Source organism: Paenibacillus sp. CCS19, from assembly GCF_033239625.1.
Taxonomy (GTDB): Bacteria; Bacillota; Bacilli; order Paenibacillales; family Paenibacillaceae; genus Paenibacillus_T.
Window position 1 is genome coordinate 73,428 of record NZ_BTCK01000019.1, and the last position, 22,891, is coordinate 96,318.

The 22,891-nt window shown below is 52.0% G+C and carries 16 protein-coding genes; 1 reads left to right on the plus strand and 15 read right to left on the minus strand.

What is annotated here, in order from left to right; genetic code table 11:
- Nucleotides 1-4: 4 nt before the first annotated feature.
- Complete coding sequence (efeO, locus tag SBI19_RS14830) at nucleotides 5-877, minus strand: iron uptake system protein EfeO (protein WP_317969465.1); 873 nt, start codon at nucleotides 875-877, stop codon at nucleotides 5-7.
- Nucleotides 878-1,157: 280 nt separating this feature from the next.
- Here efeO and SBI19_RS14835 point away from each other — a divergent pair, with 280 nt between their 5' ends.
- The gene (locus SBI19_RS14835; protein WP_317969466.1) at nucleotides 1,158-2,129 is read left to right on the plus strand and encodes a spermine/spermidine synthase domain-containing protein; all 972 of its coding nucleotides are present in this window, start codon (nucleotides 1,158-1,160) and stop codon (nucleotides 2,127-2,129) included.
- A 70-nt stretch (nucleotides 2,130-2,199) separates the two neighbouring features.
- Here the strand turns inward: SBI19_RS14835 and mmsB are convergent, their stop codons facing one another.
- From mmsB to SBI19_RS14905, 14 genes are all read right to left on the minus strand, one after another.
- Complete coding sequence (gene mmsB, locus SBI19_RS14840) at nucleotides 2,200-3,360, minus strand: multiple monosaccharide ABC transporter permease (RefSeq protein ID WP_317969467.1); 1,161 nt, start codon at nucleotides 3,358-3,360, stop codon at nucleotides 2,200-2,202.
- 6 nt (nucleotides 3,361-3,366) lie between these two features.
- Nucleotides 3,367-4,896: a multiple monosaccharide ABC transporter ATP-binding protein gene (gene mmsA, locus SBI19_RS14845; protein ID WP_317969469.1), complete on the minus strand. Its 1,530-nt coding sequence runs from the start codon at nucleotides 4,894-4,896 to the stop codon at nucleotides 3,367-3,369.
- A 114-nt stretch (nucleotides 4,897-5,010) separates the two neighbouring features.
- The gene (gene chvE / locus SBI19_RS14850) at nucleotides 5,011-6,087 is read right to left on the minus strand and encodes a multiple monosaccharide ABC transporter substrate-binding protein (RefSeq protein WP_317969471.1); all 1,077 of its coding nucleotides are present in this window, start codon (nucleotides 6,085-6,087) and stop codon (nucleotides 5,011-5,013) included.
- A 389-nt stretch (nucleotides 6,088-6,476) separates the two neighbouring features.
- Nucleotides 6,477-7,076, minus strand: a complete 600-nt coding sequence (locus tag SBI19_RS14855; RefSeq protein ID WP_483312295.1) for a LysE family translocator — start codon at nucleotides 7,074-7,076, stop codon at nucleotides 6,477-6,479.
- A gap of 476 nt (nucleotides 7,077-7,552) precedes the next feature.
- On the minus strand, nucleotides 7,553-8,764 hold the full coding sequence (locus SBI19_RS14860) for a response regulator (RefSeq protein ID WP_317969473.1): 1,212 nt from the start codon (nucleotides 8,762-8,764) through the stop codon (nucleotides 7,553-7,555).
- Between the two features lie 78 nt (nucleotides 8,765-8,842).
- On the minus strand, nucleotides 8,843-10,738 hold the full coding sequence (locus SBI19_RS14865; protein WP_317969475.1) for a cache domain-containing sensor histidine kinase: 1,896 nt from the start codon (nucleotides 10,736-10,738) through the stop codon (nucleotides 8,843-8,845).
- Between the two features lie 24 nt (nucleotides 10,739-10,762).
- Nucleotides 10,763-11,770 (minus strand): substrate-binding domain-containing protein, encoded by a 1,008-nt coding sequence (locus tag SBI19_RS14870; RefSeq protein ID WP_317969477.1) that lies wholly within the window; start codon nucleotides 11,768-11,770, stop codon nucleotides 10,763-10,765.
- Nucleotides 11,771-11,915: 145 nt separating this feature from the next.
- Nucleotides 11,916-13,199 (minus strand): galactokinase, encoded by a 1,284-nt coding sequence (locus SBI19_RS14875; RefSeq protein ID WP_483312294.1) that lies wholly within the window; start codon nucleotides 13,197-13,199, stop codon nucleotides 11,916-11,918.
- 203 nt (nucleotides 13,200-13,402) lie between these two features.
- The gene (locus SBI19_RS14880; protein ID WP_317969479.1) at nucleotides 13,403-14,464 is read right to left on the minus strand and encodes a glycoside hydrolase family 53 protein; all 1,062 of its coding nucleotides are present in this window, start codon (nucleotides 14,462-14,464) and stop codon (nucleotides 13,403-13,405) included.
- A gap of 29 nt (nucleotides 14,465-14,493) precedes the next feature.
- On the minus strand, nucleotides 14,494-15,372 hold the full coding sequence (locus tag SBI19_RS14885; protein WP_317969481.1) for a carbohydrate ABC transporter permease: 879 nt from the start codon (nucleotides 15,370-15,372) through the stop codon (nucleotides 14,494-14,496).
- 23 nt (nucleotides 15,373-15,395) lie between these two features.
- Nucleotides 15,396-16,289, minus strand: coding sequence for an ABC transporter permease (locus tag SBI19_RS14890; RefSeq protein ID WP_317969483.1), 894 nt, complete (start codon nucleotides 16,287-16,289; stop codon nucleotides 15,396-15,398).
- A gap of 1,179 nt (nucleotides 16,290-17,468) precedes the next feature.
- The gene (locus SBI19_RS14895) at nucleotides 17,469-19,208 is read right to left on the minus strand and encodes a type 2 periplasmic-binding domain-containing protein (RefSeq protein ID WP_317969485.1); all 1,740 of its coding nucleotides are present in this window, start codon (nucleotides 19,206-19,208) and stop codon (nucleotides 17,469-17,471) included.
- A 124-nt stretch (nucleotides 19,209-19,332) separates the two neighbouring features.
- A complete protein-coding gene (locus SBI19_RS14900; RefSeq protein WP_317969487.1) occupies nucleotides 19,333-20,982 on the minus strand; it encodes a response regulator in 1,650 nt (549 codons plus the stop codon).
- Nucleotides 20,979-22,781, minus strand: coding sequence for a sensor histidine kinase (locus tag SBI19_RS14905; protein WP_317969489.1), 1,803 nt, complete (start codon nucleotides 22,779-22,781; stop codon nucleotides 20,979-20,981). The genes SBI19_RS14900 and SBI19_RS14905 overlap by 4 nt, the downstream gene beginning before the upstream one ends.
- Nucleotides 22,782-22,891 lie beyond the last annotated feature (110 nt).

Consider the following 22,891-nt stretch of genomic DNA (forward strand, 5'->3'; position numbering starts at 1 on the left):
CCTGTTAAACTCCCAGCGCTTTGCCCATTTGGGACAATGGCTCTGCCAACGCGTCCAGCGCTTGGCTCAGTGAACGCGTATCGTCTTCCTTCAATTCCGTGAACGACACATAGCCGTCACCGGATTTATATTTCGCAAGAAGCGTCTCAAGCGCTGTGAACTTCTCGCCGATCGACTTCTCGAGCTCCGCATCCTGGCTCGCGAGCTCTGGTTTCAGCAGCTCATAAATTTTCTTCGCTCCCTCAACATTGGCAACGAAGTCATACAAGTCGGTGCGCGAGTAGCGCTCTTCTTCTCCTGTTACTTTGGATGAAGACACTTCGTTCAGCAGCTCAACGGCGCCGGTCGTCAGCATAGCCGTGTCAACTTCAACGGTCTCCATGAGTGCGCGCAGCGACTTGACGTCGCTCAACAGACGATCGGCGAATTCTTCGCTGCCTGCTGTCTTGTTATCTTCCCACAGCCCTTTCTCAATTCGGTGGAAGCCGCGCCACTCGGCCGCGTCAACATCGCCGTCTCGCGCATCGATATCCGGGTCGAAGTTGCCGAGCGCCTCTGCGATCGGCTCAATACGTTCGTAGTACATCCGCGTCGGAGCGTACAGCGCCTTCGCCTGCTCCAGATCGCCGCCCTTCACGGCAGCGACGAATTTCTCCGTCTCCACGATCAATAAATCGCTTTGTTCAATCGAGAACTGACGATATTGATCCAGTACGTCTTTCAACTTCGTATTCAGATCGGTAGAATCTGTAGAAGCTTGTTCCGTATCTGCCGGCTTAACCGCAGCATCCGTCTCCTTCGAATCATCAGACGAGCAGCCCGCGAATACGACGGACATGGCGAGCGCGAGCGATGCAAACATCAACTTGGCTTTCATTAAAAGACATCTCCTCAATGGATATATGTATTCGTTCACAAGGAACGTAAATGGATCAGTTTAACGAATCACATCACGGAGTATAATCGACAGTGATAATCATTGTCAATAAGCCCTTTGGCATAAGAGAACCTTTTTTAGGGTGATACCGCTAACCTTTCACAACTGTTATAACTTGTTCACAAATAGGCGGGGCCCCAAACGCAAGGGCTATGTCCAGCATACGGTATGAAATGAGCTTGTACGCTGCACAGGATTGATTCAAGGAGGGATGGCATTCGTGTTTGCGTTTATCACGGGCCTTTTAATCGGGGTATTTGCTGTTATGGGAGCATGGGGGCTCCTATACTGGCGCAAGCAATGGCTCGAGTCTTATATCATGGAGGAAGAAGAGCCCGATGGCGATTATCGGGTTATCATGCGTAAACGATCGCCTTTCCAACGAATTGCGGTTGCCGAAAGCGAAGGCATCTACTACGTGTACGCGGATGGCAGCGAGATGATGAGCACCGATCTAGCGGAAAATCAATATGCCGAAGCTATCGTTCACGTACCGATGGCAGCAGCCGCTAATCGCGAGTCTGTTCTCATTATCGGCTCTGGCGCGGGCATCACAGCACGTGAAGCGCTGCGCTACGCAGAGGTCGAGACAATAACGGCTGTCGACGTCGATCCGATTATCGTTCAGCTTGGCAGGGAGTTTGAACCACTCGTCAATTTCACGAACGGTTCGCTGCATCATCCTCGCGTCAAAACCGTTCTGGCAGACGGACGGGAATATCTCGAGAATTGCAATGACCGCTGGGATGTCGTCATTATCGATCTGCCCGATCCATCCTCGAAGGCACCTGATCTAACCAAACTGTTCTCCGTTGAATTCTATCGACTCCTGAAGACTAGACTGAACCCTGGAGGTGCCGTTGCCATTGCCTGCTCGGTCGTCTCCGTCATGCCGGAATATCTTGCAGCGGTACAAGCTACACTTAAGACGGCCGGCTTTCATGTCATTCCCTACCATTGGGATTATATCGTCGAGTTCGCGATCGACTGGGGCTTCTGTCTGGCCACCTTGAAGCCAATCGCGCCAGATTCAATTGAACCGCTTATCCCGGTCAAGCATCTGTCGGAGGATCGACTCGAGGATATGTTCCTCCTGCCCCGCTATCTGCGCGTCGACTGGGATGAAGACGAAGTGCAGACGGACCGCAACACGCTGTTGATCGAAATTGTGGAACGCGAATTCGAGGACTGATCACGCTGCGGCTCTTAAAACAAAAAGGGAGGCCCCAATTAAACTGGCGGGACCTCCCTTTGTTATGTCATTAGGACGATTTATTCTTGTTGTAGATATCGAAGCCGACTGCAGCGAGCAATACGAGACCTTTGATGCCCTGCTGCCAGTCAATGCCCAGACCGATAAGCGACATGCCGTTGTTCATGACGCCCATTACAAGGCCGCCTATGATCGCGCCGATAACCGTACCGATACCGCCGGAAGCCGATGCGCCGCCGATGAAGCTTGCTGCGATTGCGTCAAGCTCGAAGTTGGTGCCTGCTTTTGGTGTAGCCGCATTCAGACGCGCTGCGAAGATGAGACCCGACAGCGCTGCCATAACGCCCATGTTGACGAATACCCAGAACGTAACTTTCTTCGTCTTCACGCCGGACAGACTTGCTGCCTTCTCATTGCCGCCGAGCGCATAGATGTGACGGCCCATGATGGAACGATTCATGACGAACGAGTAAATCACAACTAGTGCGAACAGGATAATGAGAATGTTCGGGATCCCTTTGTAAGAAGCAAGTACATACATGAACAGGTTGATAACGGCAACGATAACAACCATTTTCACGATAAAGCCTTTACCGGACGCAGGATCGAAGCCATAACGCTTCTGCAGTCTGCGATTGTATACCTCAATGCCGATATAGACGAGAGACAGCACGATACCGATAATGATCGTCAGGAAGTTAAACGAACCTACCGAGAAGTCAGGCAGGAAGCCCGAGCTGATCTTCTGAAATGCTTTCGGGAATGGTGCGATCGATTGACCGTCGAGCACGATCATAGTCAGACCACGGAACAAGAGCATGCCCGCTAGCGTTACGATGAATGACGGTATCTTCACATAGGCGACCCAGAAGCCTTGCCATGCCCCGACGAGCGCGCCGAGCGCAAGCGAGAGAATGATCGCCAGGTAGAACGGCATGTTCATGTCGACCATCATGATGCCCGCTAGAGCACCTATGAAGGCGGCGACTGAGCCGACTGACAGATCGATGTGACCGGTAATGATGACGAGCACCATGCCGATGGCCAGAACGAGAATATAACTATTTTGCAAAATCAAGTTCGTGACGTTCAGCGGCTTCAGCAGAATGCCGTCGGTCAGAAACTGAAACAGTACCGTAATAAAGACGAGTGCGATAATCATGCTATATTGGCGCATATTGTTCTTGAACATGTTAAGAAGTGTCCCCATGTTGTATTACCCCCTGCTCTTCGTCATCAGCTTCATCAGCTTCTCTTGCGTCGCTTCCTCGCGGGTCACTTCGCCCGTCATACGTCCTTCGTTCATGACGTAGATGCGGTCGCACATGCCGAGAATTTCGGGAAGCTCGGAGGAAATAACGAGAACGCCTTTTCCTTCCGCCGCCAGCTGGTTGATGATCGTATAGATTTCGTATTTGGCGCCAACGTCAATGCCGCGCGTCGGTTCGTCGAGAATGAGAATGTCCGGCTCGGACAAAATCCACTTGCTGAGAACGACCTTCTGCTGATTACCGCCGCTCAAGTTGCCGGTCTTCTGGTGAATGCCGCTTGACTTGATGTTCATTTTCTTCCGGAAATCTTCTGCGATAACGACCTCGCGGTTCTGATTCACGACGCCGCGCTTCGACAGCTTCGGCAGACTCGTCAGCGAGATGTTCCGCTTAATATCGTCGATGAGGACAAGCCCATAATGCTTGCGGTCCTCGGTTACATAAGCAAGACCTTTGTTAATCGCGTCACTGACGGATTTGAATTTGATCTCCTTGCCGTTCTTCAACACCGTACCGCTAATCTTCTTGCCGTACGCGCCCCCGAACAAGCTCATCGCCAGCTCCGTGCGACCTGCACCCATCAGACCTGCAATGCCGACTACTTCACCCTTGCGAATGTGGAAGCTGACATTGTCGATGACCTTCTGATCTTCGCGCTGCGGATGGTGGACGTTCCAATTCTGCACGTCGAGAATGGTGTCGCCGATATTCGACTCCCGCTCTGGGAACCGCTGCGTCAGATCGCGCCCGACCATGCCTTTAATGATTCGGTCTTCATCGACGCCGTCGAGCTTCTTGTCCAACGTCTCGATCGTCTTGCCGTCGCGAAGAATCGTGATGGAATCGGCTACGCGCTCGATTTCATTGAGTTTATGGGAGATGATGATGCAGGAGATACCCTGCTTCTTCAGCTCGAGCATAAGCGTCAGCAGATTGGCACTGTCATCCTCATTCAGCGCCGCGGTCGGTTCGTCCAGAATGAGCAGCTTAACGCGCTTGGCCAGCGCTTTGGCGATCTCTGCAAGCTGCTGCTTGCCGACACCGATATCTTTGATGAGCGTGTTCGGCGATTCGTACAATCCTACTCGCTGCAGAAGTTCTCTTGTGCGCAGCGTTGTTTCGTGCCAGTTAATAATGCCTCCGCGGGAACGCTCGTTGCCGAGGAAAATATTTTCCGCAATCGACAAGTACGGAATGAGCGCGAGCTCCTGGTGAATAATAACGATGCCGAGCTCTTCGCTTTCCTTGATGTTGCGGAACTCGCATACCTTGTCCTTGAACAAAATATCGCCCGTATACGAGCCGTGTGCATATACGCCGCTCAACACCTTCATCAGTGTCGACTTCCCTGCTCCGTTCTCGCCGCACAGCGCGTGGATCTCGCCTTCCTTGACCTTCAGGTTAACGTCCTCCAGCGCCTTCACGCCCGGGAACGTCTTGGTGATGCCGCGCATTTCTAAGATGTATTGGGACATGTTCGCACCTTCTTTCTATAAGCAGTCACGCATTATAAGGAAAAATGAACCGTACAGCCTAGAAGAGGGCGATACTGCGCATGGCCCTCTTCATCGGCCGTTTGTGTTTAATGATTATTTGGACAGTTGATCTTCTGTGTAGAAGCCGCTGTCGACAAGCGCTTGCTTGTAGTTCGCTGCGTCTACCGATACTGGCTCGAGCAGGAACGAAGGGACAACCTTCACGCCGTTGTCGTACGTTTTCTCGTCGTTTACTTCAACTTTCTCGCCTTTTACAACTGCGTCTGCCATTTGAGCCGCTTTCTTCGCCAGTTCACGCGTATCTTTGAATACCGTTTGCGTTTGCTCGCCTGCAACGATCGATTTCACCGAAGCCAGCTCCGCATCTTGACCCGTAATGATTGGAAGCGGCTTGCTAGCCGTGCCGTAACCTACGCCTTTGAGCGAGGACAGAATGCCGATGCTGATGCCGTCGTATGGCGACAGAACTGCGTCTACGTTAGCGTTTGCATAGTTCGCGCTGAGCAGGTTGTCCATACGGGATTGTGCTGTTGCGCCGTCCCAACGAAGCGTTGCAACTTGTTCCATTTTCGTTTGACCGGATTTCACGACCAGCTTGCCGGAGTCGATGTAGGGCTTCAGCACCGACATAGCGCCGTCGAAGAAGAAGTATGCGTTGTTATCGTCAGGCGAACCTGCGAACAGCTCGATGTTGAAAGGACCTTTGCCGTCTTTCAGGCCGAGCTTCTCTTCGATGTACGAAGCTTGCAGCACGCCAACCTTGAAGTTATCGAATGTTGCGTAGTACGTGATGTTCTCTGTTTTTTTGATGAGACGGTCGTACGAAATAACCGGGATGTTCGCGTCTGCTGCTTTCTGCAGTACGTCCGTCAACGATTCGCCATCGATTGGAGCAACGACGAGCGCTTTAACGCCCTTCGTGATCATGTTCTCAATCTGCGATACTTGGTTCTCTACAACGTCTTCCGCATACTGCAGGTCTGCGCCGTAGCCAAGCTTCTCGAGTTCCGCTTTCATGCTTGCGCCGTCATTCACCCAACGCTCCGACGATTTCGTCGGCATCGATACGCCTACCGTACCGTTCTCGCCATCCGAGCTTGAGCTCTTGCCGCATGCCGCCAGCATAAATACCATGGAGAGCGCCATTACTAATATCAACATCTTTTTCATTCGTCGTTTCCCCCTCGACCTCTATGAAATTAATTCGATGATTTGGCCCGTATCAACGGGTGCATATGCAGTATAGCAAGCGGTTACAGGAGAGGTATTTACAATAAATCAGCACTTTTTATAAAAAACGAACTTTGATTTAAAACGCTTTCACAGTGGAACAAACCTTTGCATCGCTTAAATCTCACTGCGAAAGCGAATGTTCTTCCGATCGCTGTTGTCCCCAGATTGTTTGATTATGTGAATGCTGTATCGGTAACAATCCGGTTGACAAAGGCGACCACTTCGTTTCTCCAGCATCATTTGCTTGCTGCGTTATCCGCTATACTGCTATTTAGGGGAAATAAAAAAACCGTCCTCAGATATGGACGGTTTTACGCTTATAGGCATTAGCTTAATAAACTAAGCAATGCGTATGCACCAAATGAAAGGATGATCAGACCTGATAGACGGTTGATCCAAGTTAAGGACTGAACGTTGAGGTGTTTATTGAACAGACCGACTAGTGCACTAAGGATGAGCCACCATAAGGCTGAGCCTGTGAACACGCCGACTACCAATGTTAGCGCTGACGCTGAACTTGTTTGCGCGGGGCCTAAACCCGAGAAGATACCGATGAAGGATAATATCGTGATGGGGTTTGTCAACGTGAGCAGGAAGACGGATGAATAAGCGCCGAACAAATGGCGGCCTTGCGCACTCGCTGGCGTGTCCGAAGCGATCGATCGGAAAGTGCGAACACCTAGATAACACAAGAACAATCCACCTACCAGGTGAAGCCAGAACTGCAGCCCAAGCAGGAAGTTCATTACAATCGATAACCCGAGTCCAGCAACAAGCCCATACACCGCATCCGCGCTCGCTGCTCCCAATCCAGACAGCAAGCCATTTACTCGCCCCTGAGCCAACGTCCGCCGAATCACCAGCACCCCAATCGGCCCAACCGGCGCCGCAATCGAAAACCCGATCACAATTCCCTTCACCAACAAACCAAGCTCCACAACGAATCACCCTTCGCACGACTACATATCTCAAATCAACTAACTAAAACTATAATTTCTTCACCGCGCTTTGCTCCCAGCGCTCGGCGGGCGGTACAGGTATAAATCAAAGCAAAGAAACAGCTCGCACAGAGCTGTTTCGATCCAAATCTTCAACAGAGCGAGCTAGCTAATTTATAAACAGCGAGCTAGAAAATCATTTATTCAGCGAGCTGACGAAGGACAGCGAGCTACCCAATGTTTCCCCCTCCGCGGAGCGGAGGAACGTCTGCCCCGAGCACCCAAAGTGTGCGTTAAGGGAACGGAGCAGGTGAAAGATTCTGTAGAAGCGTCAGCGTTCGCCTTTGTGTCCGGATTGTTTCCTTGTCTGATCTACTCTAATCAGAACAATCTGGACACAACAACGATCGAAAGAACTTTCACCTGCGCAGTGACCGGCTCCACACTGTAAGCTTTTAAACCAACTAGTCAAACGCCCCGCCCTTCCGATACTGGTTCGGCGACACGCCATTCACCTTCTTAAATGCCGTACTGAAATAATGCTGCGTATCATACCCAACCCGCTCCGCAATCTCATTTATGCTGAGATCGGTACCGCTAAGCAGCTGCACCGCTTTCTTCATCCGAAGCTGCGTCAGATACCCGACGAAAGTCATGCCCAGCTCCTGCTTCAGCAGTCGGCTCACATACACCGGCGACGCCCCGAGCGCTTCCGCCATCGACTCCAGCGTCATCTCCGTATCGCCGTAGTGCTCCAGCAAATACTGCTTCGCACGCCGTACGAGCGGCGACAGCGTCATATCGCGGTATACGGCCGACTTGGCTAGCTCATACGTCTCGGCCAGCTTGTCCAACGGACCATTGAACGCCTCCGCCTGAACCTGCACAGGCAGCTTCAGATGCGATCGCACCGCCTCCTCGATCTCCGGGAACACGCGGTCCGGCGGCTCGCCCCAGATGAGCATAACCGTTAGTCCCGCATCATCGCGGAACAGCACCTTGTCATAGCCTTCCAACAGCTCCGCAGCAATATTCTCGATCGCGAATCGGAACAGCTGGCGCTCTTTCTCCGGCATCAGCGGTGCGCCCGTAATCGTCTCCGGCCAGCGGATGACGCCAACGAGCTGAGGCGCAGCGTCAGGCAGCATGAGAAAACGCAGCTGCTCCTCCACTTCCGCCTCCGTCAACTGCCCTTTGATCCACTCCAAGCAGAACCGCTCCCGCAATAGCGGAAAATTGCGCGTAATCTGCTTCGATGCATGATCCAGATGCTGCTGCTGCTTCCGGCTGTTCGCCAGATCGTCGCGAATGCGTGTCAGCACCTGTGTCAGCTGCTCTGGATTGGTGGGCTTCAAGATATAATCATCGACACTCAGACGTATCGCTTCCTGCGCATAAGCAAACTCGTCGTGCCCTGTAATAATAACGATTCGGCATTCCGGGAGCTGCTCTCGAATATGTTTCACAAGCGTCAAGCCATTCATAATCGGCATGCTCAGGTCGACAAGCAGCACATCGATGCCGAGCTGAACGGCCAGCTCCAGCGCCTCTTCTCCGTCCTCCGCTTCCGCTGCAACCTCCATATCGAGCGCTTCCCACTTCACTGCGTCCCGAATGCCCCAGCGGATAATGGCCTCATCGTCGGCAATGAGCACCTTCCACATGGTAGCGTCCATATCGTAACACTCCTCCCCAAGCTATATCTCCATCTTGTAGCGCTGTATCTCTACATTGCACTAGCGCAACCACAAACCTTATTTGTCCAAATAGCGAATAATCGGATGACGGATCGTCACTACCGTTCCCTGGCCCACTTGGCTTTCTATCTTCACACCATAGTCATCTCCGAAAGCAATTCTTACTCTAGCCTGCACATTCATCATGCCATAGCCGCTTCCGCCTTCACCGCCCGACGAACTGCCGCCGCCTTGCGATGAGCCGCCAAGCAGCACATCCGCACTAGGCCTGCCTTCGCTGCCGACTGGATCCCGCTGAACACCGATTCCATCCGGCGAGCCGCCAACCGAAGAAATCGTTTCGAGCTTGCTCAGCAATCGGGTCAGCTTGTCCGGCGGAATGCCAGCGCCATCATCTGCGACACGCAGCACCACCGCACCATCCTCTTCCGCAGCCGACACATCGATGACACCAGGACCACGGCGCTCCTTAACACCATGATAGATCGCATTCTCCACGAGCGGCTGCAGCATCAGCTTCAGCACATACAGCTGTCCGACAGCAGGGTCAAGCGACAGCTTGAAGCTGATTTTGCCGCTGTAACGCGTTTGCTGAATGTTCATATAGCTGCTGATATGCTCGAACTCCTCCGCCAGCGGTATCATATCACTGCCACGGTTAAGTCCGATTCGGAACAGCTTCGAGAGCGAGCCTACAACTTCCGCAACGTCGTCGGCATTGCGCCGCCGCGCCATCCATTGAATCGTATCAAGCGTATTGTATAGAAAATGCGGCTTAATATGCGCCTGCAGACTGCGAAGCTCCGCTTCGCGTTTTTGCCGCTCCTGCACCTCGGTTAAGGTGATAAGCCGATTGATTTGAGCAAGCATGGTGTTGAAGCTCCTCCCCAGCTTACCGACTTCATCTTGACGATCCCCCCAATAACGGATCGTGAGATCGCCGGACTCTGCTTTTTGCATGAAAGACATCAGCTGTCCAATCGGTCTCGACATGGAATGGGACAAATAATACGAGGCCGTTATGCCGAGCAAACATACAAGAAACGCGAAGCTTACGACATAGAATCGAATCTCCCGCATCTCGGACACCGGCTCGTTGCTCGGGAACACCCCAACCGTCATCCAGTTCGTGAAAGGCGAGGTCCGATAAATAAACTGCAAGCTTCGATTATCCACTTCGGCCGAGTAGGTGCCCGAGGTTGCAGGCACAACTCCCTCCAATAACGGACGTGCCGGCAGCTTCTGCAGCAGCGGATGATCAGGTGCGTAGATGGTATCGCCGCTATCGTCGACAATCATTAGATAACCGGACTTGCCGAGCCGTACATCCTTCACCGTCTCTGCGAACACGCGCAGCTTCAGATCGATCATAATAACGCCCTTCACATCCTGCGTGAGCGGATCGACAACGGCTCGGACGAAGGATACGACATCGCTGTCTTTATAATCGACATGGGAGGCCAGATTACGCCCCGATGGATGCCCGATAATGCGGAATATCCCTTTGCTCTGCACCGCCTGCTTGTACCAATCGTCCTGCGTGAGGCTTTTCGTCGAGCGCATGTACATTTCGTTGCTAATGTAATCGCCTTTATTATTCGCTATCACAATGCTGGCCACTTCCGTATGCAGCGTCGTGAATCCCATCATAAACGTACGAATGGCCATCTCGTCGTAAGTGCCATGCTCCATGAACTTATTGACGTTCGGATCGAAGCTGATGAGATAGGTCATATTTTGCGCATTCTCGACGTAGTGCTCCAGCGAATCGTTTACTTTGCCGATCATTTGAATCGTATAATCGTTCACCTGACGCTCGATGATCCGGCTTGCCGTCCAATCGATCAAGACGCCAAGGCCAATCGCAGGCAAAATGCCGATCAGCAGAAAATGAATGATGAGCTTGTACCGAATCGGCTGATTGTTCAAGGAGAAGCCGCTCCATTTTACCAAGGATTCCCCCTCCACTCCTGTCGCTTATTTGGCATAGTACTCATCCACATTCTGCTGCGTCACGACATTAATGCCCGTATCGACCTGCACCGGAAGCGGCGACATCGTCGTCGTCTGCCAATTAGCAGCTTGAACGAGCTCATGTTTCATATGGAATAAAAATTGCAACGACCAATAGCCCATGCTCCACGTTCCCTGCGCCATCGTCGCGTCGATTCGGCCGTCCTTCACCATGTCCAGCGTCCCTTTGTCCGTATCGAAGCTGACGATCTTCACCTTCTCGTTGCCGAGCGACTGTATCGCGTCCCCGACGCCAACGCCGCCGTTAGCTTCCGTTATGAAAATGCCGCGCAAATCCGGATATTTGCTTACCAGCTGCATCGTTGCATCGTACGATGTCGTCCGCTGCGCCTTCGCGTCTACAACCTCGACAACCTCCATGCCGGGGAATTCGGTGCGAATCGTTTCTTTAAACCCTCTTGTCCGCTCCTCTAAGTTCATCTGATGCGGCTGATATAGAATCGCAACATCGCCTTGACCGCCTGTCAGGTCGGCCATCGTTCGTGCGGCAATGACGCCGGCACGATAATTGTCGGTCGCAAGCAGCGAGTAGGCTTTGCTCTCCGTTGTGCCGGAGTCGAACAAAACGACCGGAATACCTTCCTCGATCGCTTTGTTGATCGTCGGATTAAGCGCCTCTGGATTGATCGCCGACAACGCAATGCCCGCAGGCCGCTTCGCAATAACCTGCTCCAGCACCGTAATCTGCTCCTGCAGATCGTATTTGGTCGCCCCGCGATATTCGACCGACACATTAAGCGCCTCCGCCGCATCCTCGAACCCTTTGAGAACGCCCTTCCAATAGTCGATGCCCGATTGGAACGTCACCATGACGTACTTCTCATCGATGCTGCCCCTAAGGCCGCCAGTCGTCTCCCACGGATTATCGTCGTTTTTGCTCGTTTGATAATTGATCACATACACAATAAAGGACATGATCAGTAAGCCGTAGATAAACATCAGCTTCTTCAAGCGATGTAACCCCTTTCATCATGCAGGATAGGCTAATAGACCTTTACACAGTATAGCCGAAACGATACGAAAAAAAAGACCCGCCTCTATCATGCTTCTGCATGACATAGAGACGAGCCCTGTACCGTCGCTTCAGACGTACATCTTAGATCGCTAAGCAGATTGCACCTTGCTGACGAACGTTAATCGTATACGTCTGCGTGCCGAGCGTTCCGCCGATGAACTTGGCATACTCGTCCGCCTTATCATCTGGAACGATCGCAAGAATGACGCCCGCGAAGCCGCCGCCGTGAACCCGGCAAGCGCCGTCGCCGATTTTACGCAGATATTGTTCCGTCAATGCAAGCGCAATCGTAATGCCCTGCTCGCGCGAATCCGAATCGCGGTAACAGTTCTGAAGCCACTTCCACGACGAGTTGCCCGACTCTGTAATGAGAGCAAGGAACTTACCGATCTCGTCATTGCGAAGCGCTGCCGCCTGCTCGTCCACCCGGCGATTCTCTTCTAGAAAATGCAGCGCCCGCAGCACCGCGCGGTCGCCTGCCTGCTCACGGATCTTGCCCAGATTCTCATAAATCTGTTCCGCCGTAATGTCGCGGCACACGTTACCGCCGAGAATGCGAGCCACCTCGAACATCTCGTTCGGCACTGCCGCATAGTCAGCCGTCAGATCGGCATGGTTGCCGCCTGTTGCGACGATGACAAGCGAATAACCTTTGTCCCGGAATGGGTAATCGATTGGTTCGATCACGGGCTGTGCAGGGTTCTTGAAATCGATCGTAATGAGACCGCCGTATGCGCAAGCCATCTGATCAAGCATGCCGGACGGTTTATTCCAGTAGCGGTTCTCCGAGAATTGGCCGATACGCGACATCATTACCGCATCCAGCACACCATCGTTATAGTACGTGCTCAGAATCGTACAGACGAGCATCTCGAATGAAGCCGATGAGCTGAGACCCGATGCCGACAGTACATTGCTCGATACATATGCATTGAAGCCGCCGATGTGGTAGCCGAACTCGAGGAAGCCTGCTGCAATGCCACGTACGAGCGCCGTTGTGCCGCCTTCACCCTCGATAGGTCCCAGTTCGTCCAGATCGACGACCGTCTGACCTGGGTAGCCTTCCGATACGATCGTAATAAGGCGATTGGATACAGGCGCCGATGCGGCAATCGTATCCAGGTTAATGCTTGCTGCGAGTACTTTGCCGTAGTTGTGGTCGGTATGATTGCCGCCGATTTCGCTGCGGCCCGGCGCGCTGAACAATTGAACATCATTAGCGCCGAACCGTTCTTCATATTGAGTCAACAGCGAGCTATAACGCCCCGACTGCATCGCTAGCATATCTTTGCCATACAAATTCGCCAGTATGTGCTGACCCTCTTGTGAAGCAAGGCGTTCTTTCATTACTTGAGTCGTTGCCATATGGGTTCATCTCCTTGAGCATATTGTTCGTAAGGGTGATAGCGTTAATTACATTGTTCTTTTACACAAAAAGCGACTGTCCCTCCGCCATCCGCCAGATGAGGAAAGGAACCGCCGCTTGAACGCGCCTTCGCGTACTTGTATTCGTGCCAACCTGTTCATTTCCTGCTGCGATTCGCAAGCTTTTGTCGTTTGCCGTTCGGTTAGCCGTTCGTAACGTTCTCCAGATCCTTCAGCGTCTCCAGCGATTTCAGCTTGCGTCCCTCGAAATCGAACAGCGTCAGATTCGACCAGTTATTGCCGTGGCCAACCGACCATTCCGGCTTGGATGGAATCCAGCATGGCTCCCAATAATGGAAGCCGACGCCGCGGCCGTTCGGCGTAGATTGAATCACGTTAATGAAATCGCGCAAGTAATCGGATTGCCCCTGCACGCTTGCTGGATAACCCGCATGAAGCTGCTCCTCTTTATCGACGATAAAAGAGAGCTCGCGATTAGTCGCAATCGTCCATGGGTAGGCCGTCTCTACGACGACGATATCTTTATCATAACGGAGCGCTAGATCCGTCAGATTGTTCTTCAGATCGTCCAATGTGCCGTGCCACCATGGATAGAAGGACAAACCGATCGTGTCGAACTGTACGCCAAGCTTCTCGAACCGATCATAGAACCGTCGGCTTGCCGCGTTGTCGCCGCCCCGGTCGATATGAACCATGATGTTCAGTTCCGGCCCGACGTCCTTCGCCGCCTCGATTCCCGCCTTCACCAGTGCTGCAAACTTCTTCCACTGCACATCGTTGTCGTTCGCCTCGCCATCGACGCAGCCGTCTCCCCACAGCATGCCAGGCGTAATCTCGTTGCCGATCTGCACCATATCGGGCATGGTGCCCTGTGCCTGAAGCTCGGTCAACACGAGTCGAGTATAATCATACACCGCCTGCGTAAGACTTTCAAAATCTAGCGACTCCCATGCCTTCGGTTTCGTCTGATGCGCCGGATCTGCCCACACGTCCGAGTAGTGGAAATCGAGCAGAAAATGCAGCCCCAACGCCTTGATCCGCTTCGCCATAACAAGCGTCCGCTCCAAGTTGCAGAAGCCGCCCGGCGGGTCATTCCAAATGCGCAGCCGAATGGAGTTCACGCCGTTAGCCGCCATAATATGCAGACAGTCGCGCTGCAGGTCGCCTTCATAGAAGGCGCCTCCGCCCTGCTCGATCTCATCTAGAAACGATACATCCATACCTTGAATTCGTACGCTGCTCATTGGAACAGACCGCCCCTTCGCATTGCTAATTATTCTTTAACCGAACCAAGCACGAGACCTTTGACGAAAAACTTCTGCAAGAACGGATACACGAGCAGCACCGGAAGTGCGCCGATGAAGATTTGCGCCGAGTTAACCGTTTTCTGTGAAATGAGCGCCATACTCGCCGGATCAAGACTCATGGAGCTGAAATCGTGTTGAATAATAACCGTCTGCAAGAATGTTGCCAGCGGATATTGGTCCGAGCCCTTCGTATACAGCAACCCGTCGAACCACGAGTTCCAATGGAACACGATGCTGAACAAGCCCAGTGTTGCGATCGCCGGCGTCGAGACAGGCAGGTAAATTTTGAACAAAGTCCGGAAATGTCCTGCGCCATCAATCATTGCGGCTTCCGTCAATTCCTTCGGTACGCTGCGGAAGAAGTTCATCATCAGGATCGTCAAGTAAATATTGACCGCGCCTGGCAGGATGAGTGCCCAGAACGTCCCCATCAGATGCAGCTGCTGAATGACGTAGTAGAATGGCACGAGACCGCCGCTGAATACCATCGCGAAGATGAAGAACCATGCGTAGACCGAACGGCCTCTGAAATCGCTATTCTCCTTCGAGAGCGGGTATGCTGCCATGAACGCAAGGAACAACGTCAATGCGGTGCCAAGCACCGTCCGCTTAACCGATACCCAGATCGAGTGCAGGAACAGCGGGTTATCCATCGTTTTGTGATACGCTTCTGTCGTGAAGTGAACCGGCCATAGATTGACGAGATTCGCATCGGCAGCCGACTTCGCACTGAACGATACGGCCAGAACGTGGATAAGAGGCAGCACGCATGCAATCGAAAGAAATAGAAGACCGATGGTGTTGAATACCGTGAATACCCGGTATGGGACTGTTTTATGATACATGTCTCTCTCTCCTTCTCGCGCTATTAGAAGATCCGATAGTTAGCCCATTTGTACGCTGCCCGGTAAGACACGAAAATGAGTATCATACTGATCACAGATTTAAACAATCCAATGGCTGTTGCGAAGCCCATGTTGCCGGCAAGAATACCTGTCCGGTAGACGAACGTATCGAGAATGTCGCCCTTGTTGTAAACCATACCATTGTATAGGTTGAAAATTTGGTCGAAGCCTGCGTTCAGCACGTTGCCGAGCGCCAATGTTCCTACGACGATCGTAATCGGGAGCATCGACGGAATTGTAATATGCATCGTTTGTTTGAATCGGCTTGCGCCGTCTACTTCAGCGGCTTCGTACAGCGCTGGGTTAATGTTCGACAACGCGGCCAGGAAGACGATCGCGCCATAGCCGAATTCCTTCCATACATCGGAAATAACTACCGTGACGCGGAACCAGTCGCCATTCATAAGGAATGGAATGGAATCGAAACCTAACGACTCGATGATCCGATTAATGAATCCGCCGTCTTGCGATAATACGTCGATCAAGATGCCTCCGAGGAGTACCCACGACAAGAAATGCGGCAGGTATACCATCGTTTGCACATAACGTTTGAACAACTCTTTGCGTACCTCATTGAGGAAGATCGCAAACGTGAATGGTGCAATCAGATTGAATATCATCTTCAGAACCGCAATGATCAATGTGTTCCATATAACTTGAATGCTGTCCTCGCGATCGAACAGCAGCCGGAAGTTATCAAACCCTACCCACTTCGACCCTCCGATCCCAAGCCTAGGCTTGAAATCCTGGAAAGCCATTACGATGCCTGCCATAGGCAAATAGTTGAAAGCGATTAGAAATAACAGCGATGGCAATACCATCAAGTGCAGCGGCCAGTATTTCTTTAGATGTGTCATTCGCTCGTTCCCCCTGACTCGAGTCTCCAATGTAAACGTCTCTGTTGAAATTATAGCAAGCCGGCTAAGAGGCTTAGTAGACATCAAAACCAACATAAATGGCACAAATGCAACCAATGTGTTGGACCCGTCTAAGTCCTCCCTATTAGGAGGATTCTAGGGGCTCTGCCCCTTGGACCCCGTTGATATAAATACCTATAATTCACAGGGGCTCCGCCTCTTGAAACCCCATGTTTTTCCTTAATTGAATTATTATTTTTAAAAAATTAAAACCAAATTTTCTACCCACCTAAATCCTCCCTGCTAGGGAGGACCCCCGGGGTTTCCAACCCCGGGACCCCGGAATGGGCCGTCGGCAGCACTGTGGTGCGGTTGTGTTGACTACGTGCTTTGGGGTCGCGTGCCCTTGTAGGGCACAGCTTTTGTTCGAGCGTTATAGTCCTCCCTCCTAGTAAGGAAGGACCCCCGAGGTTTCCAACCCCGGGACCCCGGAATGGGCTGGCGGCACGACTGTGGTGCGGTTGTGTAGACTGCGTGCTTTGGGGTCGCGTGCCCTTGTAGGGCACAGCTTTTGTTCGAGCTTTATTGTCCTCCCTCCCTGCTAGGGAGGACCCCCGGGGTTTCCAACCCCGGGACCCCGGAATGGGCTATCGGCATGACTGTTGTGCGGTTGTGTAGACTGCGTGCCGGGGGTCGCGTGCCCTTGCAGGGCACAGCTTTCGTTCGAGCGATTCTTGTAACGATCTACAAAGATGCTATTAGTGGATGATTAGCTCGATTTTAGTAGTAACGAACGCTAATGGCGCTATTTGACCAACTTTCGGTCCTAAGATGAGTAAATTCGCCATATAAGAACATCTGAGTTCCTTAGAATTGAGGAGTGTTGTATATCTGCAAATAGTGTCTACTCGGTTCGTTAGCGTGCGGTGAGGAGCACATAGACACGATCGCTTACTTGAGTGCCGGGAATCACGTGACCCCGAGGAGCAGAGCTTACAATTGTGCATCATAGCGTATAGGTGCGGTGAGATAAGACGCGTAAGAGCTGCTGCCTGCTGAGAGCCACGTCCTCTTATGCAATGCATTAGGTTTGTGTGTGCCGATACAAAAAAATGTCCCACATTCACCGGAGTGATGTGGGACATTTCTCATACGGATCGGATCGATGCCGAGCGTATGTTATTTGTTGATACCGTCGTACCAAGTGTTGACTTCCGTCGTAATTTGGTCGCCGCCGGAGCTTTTCCACGTCGCTACGAACTTGTCGAATTCATCTGCGGATTTCTCGCCGTAGATGATTTCGTTGAACGTTTGCGCTTCGATCTTCTTCAGGTAGTCGAATTTCGTCTTCATCGTCTCCGTCGAAGGACCCGTGTACATATTCATGAAGCCGGCATCCTTCTGAGCCATGAGCGCAACTGCCGCAGCAGGTGTTTCTTTGCCGAAGTTGTTCTTCAGGTCTTTCTCCATGCGCGTCGTTGGCTCTTTGCCGTCCGCCAGATTGAGCAGTGCTTTCATCTGTGCGTCCGGAATACGTGCGCCGTCACGAACGAGCAGGTAACGAACTGCGTTTACAACGCCGCCTGGCACATTGTCGTCGCCGTATACAGCTTGGCCGTTAGCGTCGAGCTCATAGTCATAGCCTTTGAACAGACCGTTCTCGAATGGACCGCCTGGCTGTGGATCAGCCAAGTTGGAGAACATGTAGTTCTCATACGTGAAGAACGCTTCAGGGTTCTTCATGTCTTTGTTGATCAAGATTACGCCGTTGTTGAATGCTGTACCATGGCGGCCTGCTTTGCCGTCTGGACCCGTTGGCAGTGCGATTGGCTTCCATACTGCAGCCGGATCATTCTTCACCGTATCTTGCAGCGGCCAGCCGCTCATCCAGTAAGGGCCAGGGATAATGCCTGCCGTGCCTGCAACTGCTGGCTCGGACGTTTTGTTCTCATCCCACAGCGCTGCTTCTTTCGGAATGAAGCCTTTGTTATACCATTCGTTCAGCTTCTGCAGACCTTGTTTCATGCCTGCGTTCACGGAGCCGTACTCCAGCTTGCCGTCTGCGCCTACGTTCCATTGTTGCGGAATCGTGCCGTATGCGCCGAAGATCCAGGATGGATCGCCCATCCATGTGTTCATCGACGATTTGAAGCCGATGCTGAGTGGAACGACTTTGTCTGGAGCCAGACCGCTTGGATTGTTGTTCTTGAATGCTTCCATGACAGTTTCAAGCTCATCAATCGTCTTAGGCGCTTGCAGGTTCAGCTTATCCAGCCAGTCTTGGCGGATCCAGAGCAGATAGTCGTTGTTGTATGCATAATCGAGAATCGGAATCGCCATGCGAACGCCGTCACGCACATACGTGTTCCAGTTGTTCGGATCAAGCGCCATTGCCGATTTCCAAGTATCGTTCGCATATTTGTCGAACAGTGCGCCGGCGTCTTGGAATGCACCGGAATCGATCAAGTCTTGAATGAGCTGCGGATCTTCGTTACCAACAACGAGCACATCTGGAAGCTCTTGACCGGACGTCAACGCCAGGCGCAGCTTCGTGGAGTATGCGTTGTTCGTATTCGTTACCGACCAGAGCGATTTGATGTCGATGCCGAGCGTATCCTTCGCCCATTTCGTTGCGACGTTGTTCTCGATCGTCTCGCCGTTCTTGAACTTCAGTGCAGGGTCGACGCCCCATACCGTCGTAATCGTTACCGGTGGATCGTATTTATCCTTGTACGGACTTGTCTCTTCCTTGCTGCCGGTATCTGCACTCGTATCAGCCTTATCCGTCGCGCTCGTTTCCGTCTTGCCGGAGTCGTCGGATGTCGACTTGTCATCCTTGCTGCCGCCGCATGCTGCGAGTGCAATAATCAGAAACAGAGAAAGCGTCAACAATAGCGTTGTTCTAAATTTGGCTCTCATGTTGTTCCCCCTTATCATATGTTTACGTTTTCATTATAGAGTGGGGGTGCCAAGCGGCCTATGTCATAAATCGAACATTTCTGCACCTTTGACAACCATTTGATCCATTTCGGGTTCCAAGAGCTTAGTCCGCGGTGTCGCGGAATTCCTGCGGCGTCATGCCGTAGTACTTCTTGAACATTTTGCTGAAGTATTGCGGATTCTGATAGCCGAGCTCAGCGGTAATCTCATAGATCTTCTTATTCGTCTTCTTGAGCATATAATGCGCCCGTTCCATCCGCATCCGAATGATGTAGTCGCTTAAGCTTTCGCCCGTATCAGCCTTATAGATTTTGGACAAATAAACGGGGTGCAAATAGACCTTGTCCGCGATCGTCTTGACCGATGTATCCTGTCCGAGTGTCTGTTCCACGATTTCTTGTACCTGCTTCACTAGATGCGTCCGCGTCGACGATTCAGTCGAGGAGAGCTCCGATTCGAGCTTGCCTAGCATGCTGACCGCCCAGCCGCGCAACTTGTCCTGCGAATGAATGCCCGAACGATCGAGCAGCATGTCGAACGCGGAATGATCGATGTCGGTCATGAACTGCCCCCGCTTATGCGCGCTGTACATGAAAGCATTCGATACATAGAGGAATACCTCGTATAGATGCTCTCTTGCACGCGTCGTCCGTCCCAGCAGGTCGAATACTTCATGAATTTTATCGCGAGCGGCGCTCCACTGCTTCGATTCGAGCAAATGCAGCAAAGTCGGAGGTTTATGCAGCTGCTCCAGCGACTTCGCGGGCAGAGACCGATCGACCATCTCCTCGAGGAATTGAATCGATTGGCTTGGCTCTGTTCCTTGCTCATTGAGGAAAAATGCGCTTAACGCACTCCGATAGCCATCCGCCACACCTTCAGGAAACGGGAACCACCCCGTGATGAAACATGACGTCTCCGAGCGCAGAAACTTGCTCGTCTGCTCTTGGAATCGAACCGCCGCCTCTGACAACTGCTCGCGCACTGCCGGTCCCGGCTGCTCCACGGTGCTATATCGCTTCCTGCCGCTATCCTTCATCTGAGCGAGCAATACAAGGCAGTCGTGCGGCGTCTTACCGCACCAGACACGGAAGCTTCCGCCGAATATTTCCTCGGCAATATTCCCGACTGCATACTCCATCAGAGACGCGGACTGCGCGTCGGAATCGTCGAAAGGGCTGCTGAATTGAATCAACATTAACACTGCAGGCTCATCGACAGAGAGCGAAATTTCATACTGCTGCAGCTTATTTTGCACCAATGCGCCGTTCAATTGACGTCCCAGCAGCAAATCATGCAGAAGATGGTTGCGGAGCACCGTATAGTCCGACTTGCGGTCATACATGAGTTGATTGTACTTGTCCGCTTCCTTCCATTCCTCATGCAGCTTCTCAACGGCATTGGAGATGCTGACGACGAATTCGTCATCGTTGACCGGCTTCAGAATATAATCCGCAGCTTTCAACTGCAAGGCGCGTTTCGCATAATCAAAGTCGGAATGACCCGTCAGCAGCATACAGCGCACGTTCGGCCAACGCTCTCCGATGACAGCAATGAGCTCTAGCCCATCCATTCCCGGCATTCGAATATCGCTGACGACGATATCAATTTCCTGCTCCTCCAGCAGCTCCAGCGCTTCCTTGGCCGATTCTGCCTGATACACATTGGTAACGCCTAGATCGTGCCACGGAATCGTTCGCGCCAAGCTTTCCGTTACGTATGACTCATCGTCTACAAGCAATATGTCAATCATTGTCCTGCCCCCTGCTCCAATGATGGTTTATCTAGCTGATTCGATTCTTCCTCGATTACCGCGGCTCTTGCCGCATCAGTCCAATGCAGCACAACTTTGAAGCCGCCCATTGCCGACGTTCCAAGCGTCAGGCCTGCCGATTCGCCGAATTGCAGCTGCATGCGTTGATGCACATTCCATAATCCGCAGCCCATCTCTTCTTCCATCGGTTTCGACAGCTTGTATTGCAGAACAAGAATACTCTCTGCATCCATTCCGGTGCCATCGTCTTCGACGGTCAGCTTATAGCTGCCGCCGCTCGATTCGCCCGTAATGATGATGCTGCCCGATTCTGCACTCGACTCGATCCCATGAATTACGGCGTTCTCCACCAGCGGCTGCAGAACAAGCGGCGGCATGCCTGCATCTAACATCTCATCCGGAATTTGAATCGTTACTTCGAGCCGTTTCATGCGAAGCTTCTGAATATCGAGATAATGGTGGACAAAATCGAGCTCTTCCGCAAACGGGACCACATCGCGCTCCTGTCGCGTCGTATATCGGTAATAAGCGGCAAGATTTTGACTCATCGCCACCACGGCTCGATAGTCCTGAAGCTTCGCCATGCTCGAGATGAATGAGAAACAGTTGTAGAAGAAGTGCGGGTTAATCTGCGATTGCAGCTGCTTCAGCTTTGCTTCACGCACACGGATCTGCTCGACGTATACTTTCTCGAACAACTCCTGAATTTGCGCAACCATGAGATTGAAGCGCGTGAACAAAAACTTGAACTCGCTTGCCCCTTTGCCTTTCGCATCGAGCCGTACCGAATAATCGCCGCTGCGAAGCTTATGGAAGCTGACGATCAACTTCTTCACCGGCACCTGTACTTGACCGTACAGCAAGTAAGCGGCAAGACAGCTCATGAGCAGCAGGCAGCCGACCGAGAAGTAGAACAATCGGTTCGATTGATTGATCGGCTTCAAAATATCCGCAAGCGGCGTATAATCGATCAAATACCAGCCTGTCGTCTCCGACAGCGCCATATTGACGAGATAGTCCTGACCATTCAGTTCAACCGTATGACTGCCAAGCTTGGAGGTGGACTCGCCTTCCTGAAACTGCAGTTGATTGACAAGCTGCTGCGCCAGCTGTTGATCGGAGGAACGATTATAAATAAGTCCGAGCTCACTGTTATAGTAGAACGGGTCGCTGCTGCCTGAGCCTTTGAACTTATCCAGCATATCTTGAATGCTGCTGCTGTCGAAACGAACTTCTATGATCGTATTCGCGCTAGCAGGATCGGTATATTTGGAATAAGAGGATGCGGTGAACCAGCTGAATTGGAAGGAGCCTTCCGCGAGCTTCTTCACCTGCCAGCCCCACTTAATGCGCTTCTTCAGATCTGCTTCATCGTAACTTTTCGCGTCGTTCACCGAAACGACCCGATGCAGCGTAGGCGAATAAATGTAAAGCCTGCTCTTCCAGTTGGATGAGCTTTCTTGTATCCCGAGCTTCGTCTGTATCCGCTTTACAAGCGAAATCGTATCCAGATTGAAATAATCGCTGGTCAGGAAAATTTCCTGGAAGCTGGCGATATCCGGATCTTGAATAAGCAGGTTCGGCCATAGCGATAAATTCTCGACATTGGTATCGACCTGATTCTGGAAGAATACCAGCTGATTCTCAGTCGAATTGCTAAGCTCTGTGCGCAAAACATCGGTGCTCGTCTTGTTTGAATAGAAATAAAGGCCGATAATCGGAAGCAGCATGACAACGATAAGCACTACGATTTTGGAGAATAAATTGTATTTGGGCATCTGTGGCCTCCGGCAGCAGGTTGGTCGTAGCAATGACAGACCGTATTATGATGAAGATGACAATCTGTAACATCATTGTAGTGGACAACCGTGCAGACGGAAAGCGATTT